The following is a 14,836-nucleotide window of genomic DNA, read 5'->3' on the forward strand; positions in this document are numbered from 1 at the left end:
CCGCACCGGACAGGCACACCACACCGGGCACGCATGCCGCACCGGATCCGGACACGACGGATGCGGGCTGGGAACCGGGCCGCCGCTTCATGCTGCGCGTCGCGGGGCTGCCCGTCGAGTCCGTTCAGGCGCTGCGCTGCGACGACAGCCGCCGATGGGCGGACGACGTCCTCGCGGCCGAGGACCGGCTCCGGGCCCATGCGGCCGGGCTGAGCGATCTGCTGCACGATGTGGTGAGCACCACCGATATCGCGCCGGACGGGACGGGCGCGGCCCAGCGCCGTGAACTGCTTGGCCTGCGCCGCCAGATCTTCAACAACCGGCTGCCCGCGGATCCCGAAGCCGCCGTCCGGCTGGTCGCCGGACTCGCCCCCCGCGCGGCGGAGGCGACCGCCGAGTGGCTGCGGGACCGGCGGCATCTGGAGAAGCTGCTCGCCGAGGGCGCGCCGCTGCTCGCCGCCGACCTCGACAGGACCCGGGCCGCGCTGCGCGGGCTCCTCGCCGAGGACCGGCTGCGCTGCGGCCTCCTGCTGGCCTCCCCGACCCTGGAGGGACAGCTCGACGCCTATATCGGCAAGGCCGAGACGGGCGCCGCGGCGGGCGTGTCCCCCGACAAGCGGATGCGGAAGATCGAGCGGTCGGTGCTGTCGTATCTGTACCGGACTGCCTGCAAGACCAGCCCGTTCAGCACCTTCACCGGTGTCGCCACCGGCGTCTTCCACGACGCCGCGGACGCCACCATCCGTGTCGACGACGTGTGGTCGAGCCATGTGCGGCTCAATGTCGTCGTGCTGGGCCGGTTCGCCGAACTGATCCTCGCCGACCCCGCCCGGCGGGCCGATCTGCCCGTACGGCCGGCCTCCGGCTGGGAGCGGGACGACGACCGGATCCGGTACGTACGTCAGTGGATCAGCACCGGCGACGACTCGGCCGCGGTGACCTTCGACGCGGTGAAGGACCGGCTGTTCTACCTCCGCCGCAGTGGCACGCTGGACCGGCTGCTCGGTGTGTTCGAGGGACGGGACGAACTGCGCTACGGCGAGCTGGTGGAGTGGCTCCGTACCGAGCACGACGCCGAGCCCGCGCAGTGCGAGACGTATGTGGCCGCGCTCCTCCAGCTCGGGCTGGTGCGGGTGCCGTGCCTGGACACCGACGTCCACAGCCCCGATCCACTGCGCTCCTTCCAGAGCGCGCTGCGCACCCTCGGCCGCCCCTGGGCCGACCGGCTGGCCGACGCCTTCGACGGGCCCGTCCGCGCCGTCGGCCGTTTCCCCTCCGCCGGCCGCGCCGAGCGGACGGAACTGCTGCGCGAACTGCGCGCCGGACTGCGCGCGGGCCAGGCCCAGCTGGGCGCGACGGAGGCCGCACTGCCGCAGACCCTCCTCTACGAGGACGTCAGCGCCGGCCGTGAGGTGACCTGCGGGCTGGGCGCCTGGACCGGGACGGCCGGCGGGGCGCTGCGCTCCGTCGAACGGATACTCCCCGCCTTCGACCTGACGCTCCCTCAGCGGGTCACCTTCAAGGGCTTCTTCGTCGCGCGCTACGGCCGTGGCGGCCGGTGCGACGACCTACTGGGCCTCGTCCATGACTTCCACGAGGACTTCTTCGACCAGTACCTGTCGTTCGCGGGCAAACGCCGGCCGTTCGACGACCGGGGTGAGTACGTGCCGGAGGAGAACTGGCTCGGACTTCCGGGCATCCGCGCGATCGACGCGGCGCGGCGCACGTTCATCGACCGGATGCGGCAGCTCTGGCAGGACCACGCGGACGCGGCCGAGATCCGCCTCGGCGAACGGGACCTCGGCCTCGTCGCGGACGAACTCGCCCCGGTCGCGGCCGACTTCGCGCCGCAGTCCCACCATCTCCAGCTCACCGAGAGGGACGGCGCCCCGCTCGTCGTGCTCAACCGCTCCTATGGCGGACTCTCGTTCCCCTTCAGCCGTTTCACCCATGTCTACGACACGGACGACACGGAGGACGCGGACGTCACGGAGGACGCGACCGGCACCGACGTCACGGCCGGCCCGGTGGAGCGGCCGGAGGAGCGGTCCGGGGCCTTCTCGCGCGGGCTGCGCGACACCGCCGCCGCCGTCACCCCCGACGGAGCGGTGCTGGCCGAGATCACCGGAGGCGCGGTCACCAGCAATCTCAATCTGCACAGCCCGCTCACCGACTACGAGATCGTCTGCCCCGGAGAGTCCAGTACCGTCCCCGAGGACCGGCGCATCCACCTCGACGATCTCCATGTCGAGCACGACGCGGAGACGGACCGGCTGGTGCTGCGCTCCACCCGGCTCGGCCGCGAGGTCGTCCCCGTCTATCTCGGCTATCTGGTGCCGCTCGCGCTGCCCGAGATCCCCCGTACGCTCCTGCTGATGTCGCCGACTTCGATGGCGCCCCTGGACGTCTGGGGCGGCGTTCCGGCCGGTGAGGCGCACGGTGGGGTGACCAGGCGGCCCCGGGTGCTGCACGGCGAGGTCGTCCTGAGCCGCCGCAGCTGGACCACGACGGCCGGCACGCTGCCCGTCCGCCGGCCCGGCACGGGCGACGAGGAGTGGTTCCTCGGCTGGCAGCGCTGGCGGCGCGAACACGCCCTGCCCGACCAGGTGTTCGCCACCGTGTCCAGCGGCCCCAGAGGCGGCGCGGGTGCCAAGCCGCAGTACGTGGACTTCGACAGCGTCCTCTCCCTCACCGCCCTCGAAGCACTGCCGGCGCACCCGGACGACCGGGTCGTCCTGCGGGAGATGCTCCCCGGGCGCGATGGACTGCATGTCCGCTCCGCACGCGGCAGCCATGTGGCCGAGCTGGCCGTGGAGACCTTCACCTCGACCCGACGCAGAGAGGGCGCACCGACATGCCAGAGCTGACCCCCGCGCCGAGCCCCACACCGGCCCCCACCCCCGCACCCGCCGGCGTCCTCGCCACCGACCCCGCCCCCGGCGCGGCCGACTGGCAGGCCATCCACATCTTCTACGCGGCCAACCCGCAGCCCCTGCTGGTGAATTGTGTCCGCCCGCTGGTGGCCGGCCTGACCGCCGACGGCCTGCTGGCCGGCCACTTCTTCATCAACTACTGGCTGGAGGGGCCGCACGTCCGCCTCCGGCTCAAGCCCGTCGACGCGACCGCCACCGCCGAGGTACGGCGCCGCGCCGAGGAGGCCATCAGCGGCTTCCTCCGCGCCCGCCCCGCCCTCTACGAAGTGGACTCCGGGTTCCTCAACGAGTTCTACAACACCCTCTTCGAGATCGAGTTCCCGGAGGGCGACCGCGGCGCGTTCATGAGCGAGGACGGCCGGATGAACCTGCGGCCCAACAACTCCTTCTCCTACGAACCGTACGAGCCCGAGTACGGCAAGTACGGCGGCCCGGCCGGGATCGAGCTGGCCGAGTGGCACTTCGCGCACTCCAGTGATCTCGTCACGGACGCCTTCCGCACCATGAACCTGCATCTGCGCACCGTGCTGCTCGGCACGTCCGCCCAGCTGATGATGGTCATGGCCGGCTGCTTCCTGCCCGACCGGGAGGAGCTGGGGGCCTACCTGGACCGCTACTACGAGTTCTGGCACAACGCCTTCCCCGGCACCGGTTTCATCGGGTCGAAGGAGTACGACAAGAACTACGCCGCGATGGCTCCCGGCCTCGGCCGCCGCTTCGAGGGGATCCGGCGGGCCGTCCGCACCGGTGAACTCGGCACGCTGCCCGCCTTCCTGCGCGGCTGGGCCGAGCACTGCCTCGAACTGCGCACCCGCGCCGAGGAATTGACCGTGGGCGGCGAGCTGGTGTTCCGCTCCTGGGACGGTACGCGCGACGAGCGCGTCACCGATCCCGCCGTGGCGCTGCCGCTGCTGCTTTCCCCGTACATGCACATGACCAACAACCGGCTGCATGTGACGATCCGCGACGAGGCGTACCTCTCCCATGTACTCGGCCGGGTCCTGCGCGAGGACACCGTCACCCCGTCCGCCCCGGCGGCGATCCCGTGACCGCCACCCCGGGGGAACTCCTCTCGCACCGCCCGGCACTGCGCCCCGGCACCCTGCTGAGCCCCGCCCTGCTGCACGGACCCGCCACCGTGCATCTGATCAAGGAACCGGAGGGCGGTGCGTCCTTCGAGGTCGGGGCGAAGGAGTACTTCCTGATCTCCCGGCTCGACGGCACCCGCAGCCTGGCGGAGATCGGCGAGGAGTACGCCGACACCTTCGGCAGACGCCTCGCCGCCGCGCACTGGCAGCGACTGCTGCAACTGCTGGGCACCAGAAGCCTGCTGGCCGGCGCACCGCCCCGGCCGGCACCCGCCGCCCCGCCCGGCAGCCCGTTCAGCGGCACCCCGCTGCGGGGCACCCTGCGGCTGGTCGCCGACGCCGACGCCACCACCGCACGCCTGCACCGGCTGCTGCGCCCCGCCCTGCGGACCGCGGTCCTGCTGCCGCTGACCGGGATCCTGGTGGCGATGGAGGTCCTGCTCGCGACGGACCTGCCCGAACTGGCCCGTGACACCTGGTGGCTGTGCCGCCAACCCGTCGCGCTGATCGCGGTCTTCACCCTGCTGTGGCTGAGCACGGCGCTGCACGAACTGGCCCATGGGGTGAGCGCCCGGCACTACGGGGGCACGGTCAGCGAGATCGGGTTGCGCTGGCGGCTGCCCATGGCCGTGATGTACTGCACCGTCGACAACTACCGCTATCTGCACACCCGTTGGCATCAGCTCGCGGTCGCGGGTGCGGGCGCCTACGCCAATCTGCTCTTCCTGCTGCCGTTCCTGGCCTGGTGGGCCGCGCTCCCCGAGGGGGACCCGACCCGCAGGGTGCTGTCCGGACTGCTGCTGCTCGGCAGTCTCCAGGCACTCGTCAACCTGCTTCCCCTGCCTCCGCTCGACGGCTACACGATGCTCGGCCACACGCTGCGCGTCTCCGGTCTCGCGCCCGAGAGCGGGCGCTATCTGCGGCTGTGCCTCAGCGACCGGCCGGCCGCCGCCGCGTACCCGCGCCGGGCCCGCGTCGTCTACCTCTCCTACGGGGTGGGGTCGGCCCTGCTCGTCCTTTTCCTGGTGGCGGCTCTGGCAACAGGCCTCTACTTCCTACTAGTTCACTGACCCACAACCCCCGAGGGGCGCAGAAGCACATGAGCGAGGCCAGGACCAAGGAGTCCGTGCCGCACGAGACGGCCACCGGAGCGGCGATCGTCGTCGAGGAGGTACGCAAACGATACGGGGACCGGCAGGCCGTCGACGGGGTGTCACTCCAGGTCGGCCGCGGGGAGTTCTTCGGACTCCTCGGCCCCAACGGCGCCGGGAAGACCACCCTCGTCGAGATCATGGAGGGCCTGCGGCAGGCGGACTCCGGGACCGTCTCGGTTCTCGGCCAGTCCCCCTGGCCGCGGAATGTGGCGCTGCTGCCACGGCTGGGCGTCCAGACCCAGTCCTCCGCCTTCTTCGTACGCCAGACCGCGCGCGAGCATCTGTGTACCGTCGCCGCCCTGTACGGGGCGAGCCGGGCCGACGCGGACAGCACGCTCGGCACCGTCGGGCTGTCCGATCAGCGCGATGTCATGGTCGAGAACCTCTCCGGCGGCCAGCGCCAGCGCCTGGCCATCGCCTCGGCCCTGGTCCACGGCCCCGAGCTGATCTTCCTGGACGAGCCGACCGCCGCCCTGGACCCGCAGGCCCGCCGCGATCTGTGGAAGGTGCTGCGCGCGCTGAAGAGCGAGGGCCGCACCATCGTCTACACCACCCACCATCTGGACGAGGCCGAGGCACTCTGCGACCGGGTCGCCATCCTCGTGGCCGGTTCGGTCGTGGCGCTGGACTCCCCGCACCATCTGGTCACCGCCGCCGGCGCGCCGACCCGTCTGCTGATCCCGTCGGAACGGATGAGCCAGGAGGACGCGGCGGCCATTCCGGGGGTCGACCGGGTCACCGAGCAGGGCGGCTCCCTCGTACTGGAGACGGCCGAGTCCGGGAAGGTCCTCCAGGCGGTCGACGCGCTCGGTGGTCTGGACGGCGTCCAGACCCGCACCGCCACGCTCGAGGACGTCTACCTCGAACTGACCGGCACCCCCGACCCCACCGGCATCACGGACACCGCGGACACCAACGACACGGAGCAGCAGGGATGAGCGCGTACACAGCACTGACGGGGGCCGGCTACCGGGCGCAGGTCCGGGACAAGGCCACCCTCTTCTTCACCTTCGCCTTCCCGCTGCTCTTCCTGGTCGTCTTCGGACTGATCTTCCGGGGCCAGGAGGTGGAGGAGACCGGCCGTCCCTACATCTCCTACATCGCGCCGGGCGTCATGTCCTGGGGCGTCGCCAACGCCGCCGTCTTCGGTGTCGCCTTCACCCTGATGCAGTGGCGCCGCGACGATCTGCTGCGGCTGATCCGGATGACCCCCACCCGGCTGTCGTCGGTCCTCGGCTCGCGCTACGTGCTCGCTCTCGGAGTGGGGATCTTCCAGGCGGTGGTGTTCATCGCGGTGGCGATGCTGCCCCTGTTCGGACTGGAGCTGAACGCCCGGTGGCCGCTGGCGCTGCCCGTGCTGGTGCTCGGCATCACGGCGTTCCTCACCATCGGCGTGGTCATCGGCTCGTACGCCGACACGCCCGAGGCGGTCGCGGCCATCGCCAACTGCCTGATGGTGCCGATGGCCTTCCTCTCCGGCTCGTTCCTGCCGCTGGACATGATGCCGTCCTGGCTCCAGTCGATCTCGCGGGTGCTGCCGCTGCGCTATCTCAACGACGCCGTGTCCGCGTCCCTTTCTGGCCGCGGCGACCTCGGGGACATCGCCCTCGGATGCGGCGGCCTGGTCGTCTTCACCGTCGTCTTCGGGGCGCTGGCCCTGAAGACGTTCCGCTGGAGCAACTCCACATGACCACGACGACGACCACGACGGACGCGCACGGCGGTACCGGCGCGGTGGTGGCCGGCGCTCAGCCGGAGGGCGTGCCGCTGGAGGCCGCGCGCGAACTGCTGCGGCGGGAACTGGCCCTGCGGCTGGCCCCGGCCGCCGGGCCGGCCGTGGTCCCCCTCGGCGCCGATGACGTACTCGGTCACCGGGGCCAGGACCCCCACGCCGCCCTGCGCCCCGGGGCCACCGTCCATCTCACCTCGGGGGCCGTGCTGGTGGGCCCCTGGGGCGGTGACGACACGACCGCCGCCTGCGGCCAGTGTCTGGCCATGCGCTGGCAGCGGCTGCGCACCCGTACGGAGCGCGACGCCCTGGAGACCGGTTCGCGCACCCGCGCGGCCGGCCACTGGCCGCGGCTCACCGCGTACGCCCTGGACGCGGTGGAGGCGCTGCACCGCGCGGTGTTCCTTCCGGGCGCCGTGCTCCCGCCGGGTCCCGGCGCGGCCGACCGGTCCCTCCCGCAGGTCTCGCGCCTCGACCTCGCCACGCTCGAGGTGCGGACCTTTCCGCTGCTCGCCGATCCGCTCTGCCCGCACTGCGGACCACGCGGCACGGACGGTCCGGCCGACGAGGGCCTCGGTCCGGTGAGCCGGCCCAAGCCCGCCCCGGACACCTACCGGCTGCGCCCGGCGTCCGCGTACCCGATGCCGGCCGCGGCGCTCGCCAATCCCGTCTCCGGCGTCCTCGGCGCGGGCACCTGGATCAATGTCACCTCACCCACCACCGCGCCGGTCGCGGGCAGCGTCTTCATGCGCGGGTACGCGGGGCTGACCGATGTCACCTGGAGCGGCCAGGCCAACGGCTTCGACGCCAGCCGCGATCTGGCCTTCCTGGAGGGCCTGGAGAGGTACGCCGGTACGCACCGGCGCACCGGCACCACCCTGCTCACCGCTGCCTACAGCGATCTCGGGGAGGACGCCCTCGACCCCGCCGCGTGCGGCTTCTACGCGCCCGAGACGTACCGTGACGACCCGATGGTCAGCCCCTTCGACCCCGGCCGTCCCATCCCCTGGGTCTGGGGCCACTCCCTGCGCGACGAGCGCCCGGTCCTGGTCCCGGCCCGGCTCGTCCACTACAGCGCGGGTCTCGCCTCCGACAACTTCGTCTTCGAGTGCTCCAACGGCTGTGCGATCGGCGGCTGTCTGGAGGAGGCGATCCTGGGCGGGCTCCTCGAACTCATCGAGCGGGACGCGTTCCTGGTCGCCTGGTACGGCGCCACCCCGCTCACCGAGATCGATCTCGGCTCGCTCGACGACCGTACCGTCCGCACCATGATCGACCGGGCCGCGCTCCAGGGCTATGACGTCCACGCCTTCGACAACCGGATCGACCTCGGCGTACCGGTCGTCACGGGCCTGGCGGTCCGGCGCGACGGCGGCCCCGGTACCTTCTCGTTCGGCGCCGGCGCGAGCCTGGATCCGGCGGCGGCCCTGGAGGGTGCCCTCTCCGAGGTGCTCACGTACATCCCGCATCTGCCCCGGCAGGTGGCCGAGCGCCGGGCCGAACTGGAGGCCATGGCCGAGGACTTCGGCAAGGTGCTGCATCTCAAGGACCACGCGCAGCTCTACGGTCTGCCGAGGATGGCGGAGCATGTCCGCACCTATCTGGAGCCCTCCGCCGTGCGGCCGATGGCGGAGGTGTACCGCGACTGGGAGGAGCGGGAGCGGCCACGGACGGGCGACCTGCGGGACGATGTGGCCCACTGCCGCGACGCGTTGGTACGGGCGGGACACGATGTCATCGTCGTCGACCAGACCACCCCGGAGCAGCATCGCATCGGGCTGCGGACGGTGGCCACGATCGTCCCCGGCCTGCTGCCGATCGACTTCGGCTGGTCACGTCAGCGCGCGCCGCGTATGCCGCGACTGCGGAGCGCCGCGTTCCGGGCGGGGCTGCGCGACCGGGAGCTGACGGAAGCGGAGATCAGGCTCGTGCCGCATCCGTTCCCCTGACCGTTCCCCTGACCACGGCCGCCGGGCCGGACATGACAGAACGGGCGGTACCCGCGCGGAAGGTCGCGGGTACCGCCCGCCGTCGTGCGGAGCGCGGAGGATCAGGCGCTGCAGGAGGTGGTGCTGGTGGTCGAGGAGCAGGTCGACGTCGAGCTGCAGCTGGTGGAGCCCGCGAGCACGACCTCGCTGGCGTCCGAGTAGTCCGAGATCTCGAAGGTCTCCGACTCCAGCTCCATGATCTCGTCGGCGAGGGAGGCGAGGGGGCTCTTGTCAGCCATGGTGACTCCTAGGGGGAGGCCGGGCCACCGGGCTTGCCCCGGCGGTCCCTTGTCGTGCCATGGGTATTCCAGCCCACCCCACTTCCACATCGGCGGGTCTTCCACTGACCGATCGCGTCAGCGATCTGTAGGCCACCCGCCGTGCCCGTGCCGCACGATGGGCCGGGTGAACCACGTACCCGTCGCGTACCCCGGCGAGAACACCCCCGTCCTGGACGGGGTGCGGGGGATTCTCCGTCCGGCGGTCGCCTTCTATCTGGACCTGCACCGCCACCCCGAACTCTCCGGTGAGGAACGGCGCACGGCCGCCCGGCTGGGGGAGTGGCTGACGGAAGCGGGCTACGAGGTGACGGGAGAGGTCGGCGGCCACGGCGTCGTCGGCGTCCTGCGCAACGGGGACGGACCGCGCGTGCTGATCCGCGCGGAACTGGACGCGCTGCCGGTCGAGGAGCGGACCGGGCTGCCGTACGCGAGCGAGGGCCCGGCCATGCACGCCTGCGGCCACGATCTGCATCTGGCCGCGGCGGCGGGCGCGGCGTCGCTGCTGGCCCGCGCCAGGGACCGGTGGCGCGGGACAGTGGTGATCGTCGGCCAGCCCGCGGAGGAGACCCTCGCGGGGGCGCGGGCCATGCTGGCGGACGGGCTGTACGAGCGCTTCGGCCGGCCCGATGTGGCCCTCGCCCAGCACTCCGCCCCGCTGCCGGGCGGCATGGTTGCCCATGGGTACGGTCCGATGCTCGCCGGAAGCGTCGGTTTCGAGGCCGTCGTCCACGGCCGGGCCGGCCATGCCGGCACCCCGCAGCTGGCGGTGGATCCGGTGGTCACCGCGGCGGCGGCGGTCCTGCGGCTCCAGAGCGTGGTGTCGCGCGAGTCCGCGCCCACCGAACCCGCCGTGCTGAACGTCGGTTCCTTCCACTCCGGATCCGGCGGCAACCTCATCCCCGACCGGGCGACGCTCGGCATCACCGTCCGCGCCATGTCGGAGCGCGCGCTCGACCGGATGGCGGCCTCGGTGGAACGGATCGTACGGGCGGAGTGCGCCGCGTCCGGCTGCCCCCGCGACCCGGAGATCACCATCGTCTCCCGCTCCCCGGTGACCCATCCCGACCCCGGGGCCACGGAGCTCGTACGCGACGCCCATCTGCGGCTCTACGGCCGCGAGCGGGTGGCCCTCTGGCCGCCGGCCATGGCGAGCGAGGACTTCCCGCTGTACGGGGACGCGGGGGTGTCCGTGCACGGAATGCCGGGGATCCCGCTCGCCTACTGGATGTTCGGCACGGTGGGCCCGCGGACCTGGGCGCGGACACCCGGTTCTGCCGAGGAGAAGCTCGCGGCCCTCCCGCCCAATCACTCGCCGGAGTTCGCGCCGGACGTCCGTACCGCGCTGCCCGCCGGGATCACCGCGATGACGTCGGCGGCGCTGTGCTGGCTGACGGGCGGAGCGGGCCCGGGGGAGTGAGCCGCCGGGACGCTCCGGGAACCCGGCGGGACCGGGTGGCCGGTCACCGGCGGAGGACAGTCGGCGGCGGTCAGCCGGCCGGCTGCTCGTCCGCGCCGATGGACTCCCTCAGGCGCGCGTTGGCCATGCGCATGTGCTCCGCCATCGCCTCGTTCGCCGCGTCCGGGTCATGGGCGCGGATCGCGTCCAGCACGGCGTCGTGCTCGCAGAGCGTGCCGCTGACGGTCCCCTCCAGATCGCTGACCCGCTCCATCCACACCTGGAGCAGCGCCCGGATGCTGTGCAGGATGTCGCTGAGCACCGAGTTGCGCGCGATGTTCGCCGTCTCCAGATGGAAGGCGATGTCGGCGTCGATGAACGCCGCGACATCCGTCCCCGCGTCCCGCATCCGCTGAAGGTGCTCTTCGAGCCGCGCCACATCCTCCTCGGTGGCGCGCTCCGCCGCCAGCCGCGCCGACACGCCCTCCATGTGTGTGCGTACCTCGACCAGGTCCCGCGTACGCCGCTGCCCCAGCATCAGGCCCCAGTTGATGGCGCGCGGCAGGAACTCCGAGGTCCCCTCGCGTACATACGAGCCCGAGCCGGGGCGGATCTCGATGATGCCGAGCACATCGAGCGCGGAGAGCGCGCCGCGCACGCTGGAGCGCGCGACTCCCAGCGCCTCGGCGAGCTGGCGTTCCGCGGGCAGCCGGGTGCCGGGCTTGATGTCACCCGCGGACAGATGATCGAGAAGCCGCTTGGCCACCTCGCTGACTGAGGACTCGCGCACCACCGGGCGCAGCAGCTGGGCGAGATCCGGCGAACCGGACGGATGCTGATCGGGCTGACTGGTCACGGTCACCAGTACACCAGACGGGTATTCCCGCTGCTCACGGGTGTCCACCAGAACCCCCACGCTGCGTCGCGAACGGCTCTGTCAAGAGAGATGCAGATCACTCGAAGAGTGACTCTCGCCACATTGGTCAATTGGTGACCAATTTTCTTTCGAGGGTTACGTTGAAGACACATCAGTCGGTCGAGCGGGTGTCGCGCCCTGTTTCAGCCACGATCGCTGCCGACTGAGTCCCGAGTCCGGACAGAGCTGTCCGGCGCAGCCGAGGAGTCCGCCATGGGTACCACCGCGTTGCCGTCCGCGCCGTCCGCCGTCGAGAGATCAGCGATCAGGAAGATCTCGATCCGGCTTGTCCCGTTCGTGGCCCTGATGTTCTTCGTGAACTATCTGGACCGCACCGCCGTCTCGTTCGCCGAGCCGAACGGGATGGGAAAAGACCTGGCGCTCACCGCCGCGCAGTTCGGATTCGCCTCCGGCGTCTTCTTCATCGGGTACATCGTCCTCGAAGTCCCCAGCAACTTGGCGCTCCACCGCTTCGGTGCCCGCCGCTGGCTGGCCAGGATCATGGTGACGTGGGGCATCGTCTCCCTCCTCTTCACCTGGGTGCAGACCACTGACCAGCTGTACGTCCTGCGTTTTCTGCTCGGTGTCGCGGAGGCCGGGTTCTTCCCCGGGGCGATCCTCTTCCTGAGCCAGTGGGTGCCCACCCGGCACCGTACGAAGGTGCTCGCGCTCTTCTATCTCGCGCAGCCGCTCACCACCGTTATCGGAGCCCCGCTGGCCGGCTGGCTGATCGGCCACCACGGGCTGTTCGGTCTCGAGGGCTGGCGCGTGATGTTCCTGTTCGTGTCGATCCCCGCGATCCTGCTCGGCGTCATCGCCTGGTTCTGTCTGGCCGACCGCCCCGCCGACGCCCGGTGGCTGTCCACCGCGGAGAAGGAGTGGCTGACCGCCGAACTGGCCGCGGAGAACGCCGGCAAGACCGGGAACCCGGAGCGCGGCCATGGCCGCGAGGCACTGAAGGAAGCCTTCCGCAGCGGCCGGGTCTGGGTCCTCGCGATGGTCTACTTCGGCTTCATCTACGGCCTGTACGCGCTCGCCTTCTTCCTGCCGACGATCATCGAGGGGTTCCAGGAGAGCTTCGGCACGTCGTTCAGCGTGATGGACAAGGCGCTGATCACCGCCATCCCGTATCTCCCGGCCGCCGTCGTCCTCTTCTGCTGGTCCCGGCACGCCACGCGGCACGGAACCCGCACCTGGCATGTCGCGGGCCCGGCCGTCGTCGGCGGTGTCTCCATCCCGCTCGCGCTCTTCATGGAATCCCCGGCCGCGACCGTCGCCGTCATCACCGTGACGGCCTGCGCGATCTTCGCCGCGCTGCCCGTCTTCTGGTCGATCCCCTCCCGCTTCCTCACCGGCGCGGCAGCGGCGGCGGGCATCGCCCTCATCAACACGGCCGGCAATGTCGCGGGCTTCGCCGCCGGCTACATCACCGGCTGGCTCAAGGACTTCAGCGGCGGCTACACCCTCTCCATGTTCGTCGTGGGCGGCTTCATGCTGCTGTCCGCCGCCCTGATGGCCGCCCTTTCCCGACGCCCGCCCGCCGGCCCCTCCCGCCCCGCGGACCAGCCGCTTCTCGAGGTGCACTGACATGACCCGCCTGTTCAACGCTCCCGCCGCCTTCGCCGACGAGGCGCTCGAAGGCTTCGTCGCGGCCCACCGCCGCTGGGTGCGGCCCGTGTCCGGCGGGGTCGTGCGGAGCGCACCGGCCCCCCGGGGCCAGGTCGCCGTCGTGATCGGCGGCGGCTCGGGCCACTACCCGGCCTTCTCCGGTCTGGTGGGCCCCGGGCTGGCGCACGGCGCCGCGGTCGGCAATGTCTTCGCCTCGCCCTCCGCCCGGCAGATACGAACCGTCGCGGAACACGCCCACACCGGGGGCGGCGTGCTGCTGATGTTCGGCAACTACGCGGGCGACGTGCTGCACTTCGGGCAGGCCGCCGGACAGCTGAACGCGGCGGGCGTCGAGACCCGCTGTGTCTCCGTCACCGACGACATCTCCAGCGCGGACCGGGCCGACCAGGACAAGCGGCGTGGCATCGCCGGTGACCTCCCGGTGTTCAAGGCAGCCGCCGCGGCGGCCGAACAGGGCCGCGATCTGGACGGGGTGGCCGCCGCCGCCCGGCACGCCAACGCCCGTACCCGCTCCTTCGGGATCGCCTTCAGCGGCTGTACGCTCCCCGGCGCCGAGCACCCCCTGTTCACGGTCGACGAGGGCAGGATGGCGGTCGGCCTCGGAATCCACGGTGAGCCGGGCATCGGCGAGCGCGCGGTGCCCAGCGCCGACGGCGCCGCCGAACTGCTGGTCTCCGAGCTGCTCGCCGAACTGCCCGACGGCGTCGCGGAACCACGCGGCGAGCGCGCGGCCGTCATCCTCAACGGGCTCGGCAGCGTCAAATACGAGGAACTCTTCGTCGTCTACCGGCGGGTGGCCCAGCTCCTGGCCGAGGCCGGTGTCGAGGTGGTCGACCCCGAGGTCGGCGAGCTGGTGACCAGCTTCGACATGGCGGGCGTCTCCCTCACCCTGTGCTGGCTCGACGGGGAACTCGAACCGCTGTGGACGGCGGCCGCCGACACCCCGGCCTACCGCAAGGGCGAGGCCACCGCCCCCGCCGTCGGATCCGGTGAGGAGATACGGGAGACACGGACCGACGAGCCGGGCGGCACCGCGCCCGCCGCCACCGAGGCGTCCCGCACCGCCGCGGCCACAGCCGTCGCCGCGCTGCGGGCCATCAGGGACACGGTGGACACGCACGCCGGGGAACTGGGCCGGATCGACGCCGTCGCGGGCGACGGTGACCACGGCATCGGCATGCGCCGGGGCTCCGACGCCGCCCACGCCGCGGCCGTCCGCGCGGCCGAGGCGGGCGCGGGCGCGGGTACGGCGGTCGGCGCCGCCGCCGACGCCTGGGCGGACAGGGCCGGTGGCACCTCCGGCGCCCTGTGGGGCGTACTGCTCCACGCGGTCGGCGCCGCGCTGGGCGACACCGGAGCGCCCACAGCCGGGACCGTCGCCGGCGGTGTGTCCGAGGCATCCGCCGCGGTACGCCGGCTCGGCGGCGCCGAAGTCGGCGACAAGACGATGGTCGACGTCCTCGTACCGTTCGCCGACACCCTCGCCGCGGCCGTCGCCGACGGCGCCGCGCTCACCGCCGCCTGGGACCGGGCCGCGACCGCCGCCGAAGAGGCGGCGAAGGCCACGGCCGGCCTCGTCCCCCGTGTCGGACGGGCCAGGCCGCACGCCGAACGGTCCCTCGGGACGCCCGACGCCGGCGCCCACTCCCTCGCCCTGATCGTCCGCGCCGTGCACGGCGTGCTCGCCGCGCACTGACCACCACCCCAACGAGGAGCAACACC

Annotated in this window: 11 protein-coding genes; 9 read left to right on the forward strand and 2 right to left on the reverse strand. The window is 72.1% G+C overall.

Features of this window, described 5'->3' with window-relative positions:
- The first annotated feature begins 89 nt into the window (after positions 1-89).
- The 6 genes from CU044_RS01025 to CU044_RS01050 are packed head-to-tail and all read left to right on the forward strand — an operon-like array spanning position 90 to position 8,853.
- A complete protein-coding gene (locus tag CU044_RS01025; protein WP_129766656.1) occupies positions 90-2,867 on the forward strand; it encodes a lantibiotic dehydratase in 2,778 nt (925 codons plus the stop codon).
- On the forward strand, positions 2,864-3,982 hold the full coding sequence (locus CU044_RS01030; protein ID WP_240045273.1) for a lantibiotic dehydratase C-terminal domain-containing protein: 1,119 nt from the start codon (positions 2,864-2,866) through the stop codon (positions 3,980-3,982). The genes CU044_RS01025 and CU044_RS01030 overlap by 4 nt, the downstream gene beginning before the upstream one ends.
- A complete protein-coding gene (locus CU044_RS01035; protein ID WP_129766431.1) occupies positions 3,979-5,091 on the forward strand; it encodes a peptidase M50 in 1,113 nt (370 codons plus the stop codon). Before CU044_RS01030 ends, CU044_RS01035 begins: the two co-directional genes overlap by 4 nt.
- A 29-nt stretch (positions 5,092-5,120) precedes the next feature.
- Positions 5,121-6,113: an ABC transporter ATP-binding protein gene (locus CU044_RS01040; RefSeq protein WP_129766432.1), complete on the forward strand. Its 993-nt coding sequence runs from the start codon at positions 5,121-5,123 to the stop codon at positions 6,111-6,113.
- Positions 6,110-6,865: an ABC transporter permease gene (locus CU044_RS01045; protein WP_129766433.1), complete on the forward strand. Its 756-nt coding sequence runs from the start codon at positions 6,110-6,112 to the stop codon at positions 6,863-6,865. Before CU044_RS01040 ends, CU044_RS01045 begins: the two co-directional genes overlap by 4 nt.
- Positions 6,862-8,853 carry a TOMM precursor leader peptide-binding protein gene (locus CU044_RS01050; protein ID WP_193563839.1) on the forward strand — a complete coding sequence of 664 codons (1,992 nt, stop codon included), beginning with the start codon at positions 6,862-6,864 and terminating at the stop codon, positions 8,851-8,853. The genes CU044_RS01045 and CU044_RS01050 overlap by 4 nt, the downstream gene beginning before the upstream one ends.
- A gap of 101 nt (positions 8,854-8,954) precedes the next feature.
- Here the strand turns inward: CU044_RS01050 and CU044_RS01055 are convergent, their stop codons facing one another.
- A complete protein-coding gene (locus tag CU044_RS01055) occupies positions 8,955-9,131 on the reverse strand; it encodes a thiazolylpeptide-type bacteriocin (RefSeq protein ID WP_129766434.1) in 177 nt (58 codons plus the stop codon).
- Between the two features lie 211 nt (positions 9,132-9,342).
- Here CU044_RS01055 and CU044_RS01060 point away from each other — a divergent pair, with 211 nt between their 5' ends.
- Positions 9,343-10,590, forward strand: a complete 1,248-nt coding sequence (locus CU044_RS01060; RefSeq protein WP_240045274.1) for an amidohydrolase — start codon at positions 9,343-9,345, stop codon at positions 10,588-10,590.
- A 70-nt stretch (positions 10,591-10,660) separates the two neighbouring features.
- Here the strand turns inward: CU044_RS01060 and CU044_RS01065 are convergent, their stop codons facing one another.
- Positions 10,661-11,431 (reverse strand): FadR/GntR family transcriptional regulator, encoded by a 771-nt coding sequence (locus tag CU044_RS01065; RefSeq protein WP_129766436.1) that lies wholly within the window; start codon positions 11,429-11,431, stop codon positions 10,661-10,663.
- A 267-nt stretch (positions 11,432-11,698) separates the two neighbouring features.
- Here CU044_RS01065 and CU044_RS01070 point away from each other — a divergent pair, with 267 nt between their 5' ends.
- Both CU044_RS01070 and CU044_RS01075 read left to right on the forward strand, forming a co-directional pair.
- Positions 11,699-13,072, forward strand: a complete 1,374-nt coding sequence (locus tag CU044_RS01070; RefSeq protein ID WP_129766437.1) for an MFS transporter — start codon at positions 11,699-11,701, stop codon at positions 13,070-13,072.
- Between the two features lies 1 nt (position 13,073).
- The gene (locus CU044_RS01075) at positions 13,074-14,810 is read left to right on the forward strand and encodes a dihydroxyacetone kinase family protein (RefSeq protein WP_129766438.1); all 1,737 of its coding nucleotides are present in this window, start codon (positions 13,074-13,076) and stop codon (positions 14,808-14,810) included.
- The last annotated feature ends 26 nt before the right edge of the window (positions 14,811-14,836 follow it).

Source organism: Streptomyces sp. L-9-10, assembly GCF_004151105.1.
Taxonomy (GTDB): domain Bacteria; phylum Actinomycetota; class Actinomycetes; order Streptomycetales; family Streptomycetaceae; genus Streptomyces.

Excerpts from the sequence above, each read along its gene's own strand:
- CU044_RS01025 (WP_129766656.1), top strand. The coding sequence starts at position 90 with ATGCTGCGCGTCGCGGGGCTGCCCGTCGAGTCCGTTCAGGCGCTGCGC.
- CU044_RS01040 (WP_129766432.1), top strand. The coding sequence starts at position 5,121 with ATGAGCGAGGCCAGGACCAAGGAGTCCGTGCCGCACGAGACGGCCACC.
- CU044_RS01045 (WP_129766433.1), top strand. The coding sequence starts at position 6,110 with ATGAGCGCGTACACAGCACTGACGGGGGCCGGCTACCGGGCGCAGGTC.
- CU044_RS01050 (WP_193563839.1), top strand. The coding sequence starts at position 6,862 with ATGACCACGACGACGACCACGACGGACGCGCACGGCGGTACCGGCGCG.
- CU044_RS01055 (WP_129766434.1), bottom strand. The coding sequence starts at position 9,131 with ATGGCTGACAAGAGCCCCCTCGCCTCCCTCGCCGACGAGATCATGGAG.
- CU044_RS01070 (WP_129766437.1), top strand. The coding sequence starts at position 11,699 with ATGGGTACCACCGCGTTGCCGTCCGCGCCGTCCGCCGTCGAGAGATCA.
- CU044_RS01075 (WP_129766438.1), top strand. The coding sequence starts at position 13,074 with ATGACCCGCCTGTTCAACGCTCCCGCCGCCTTCGCCGACGAGGCGCTC.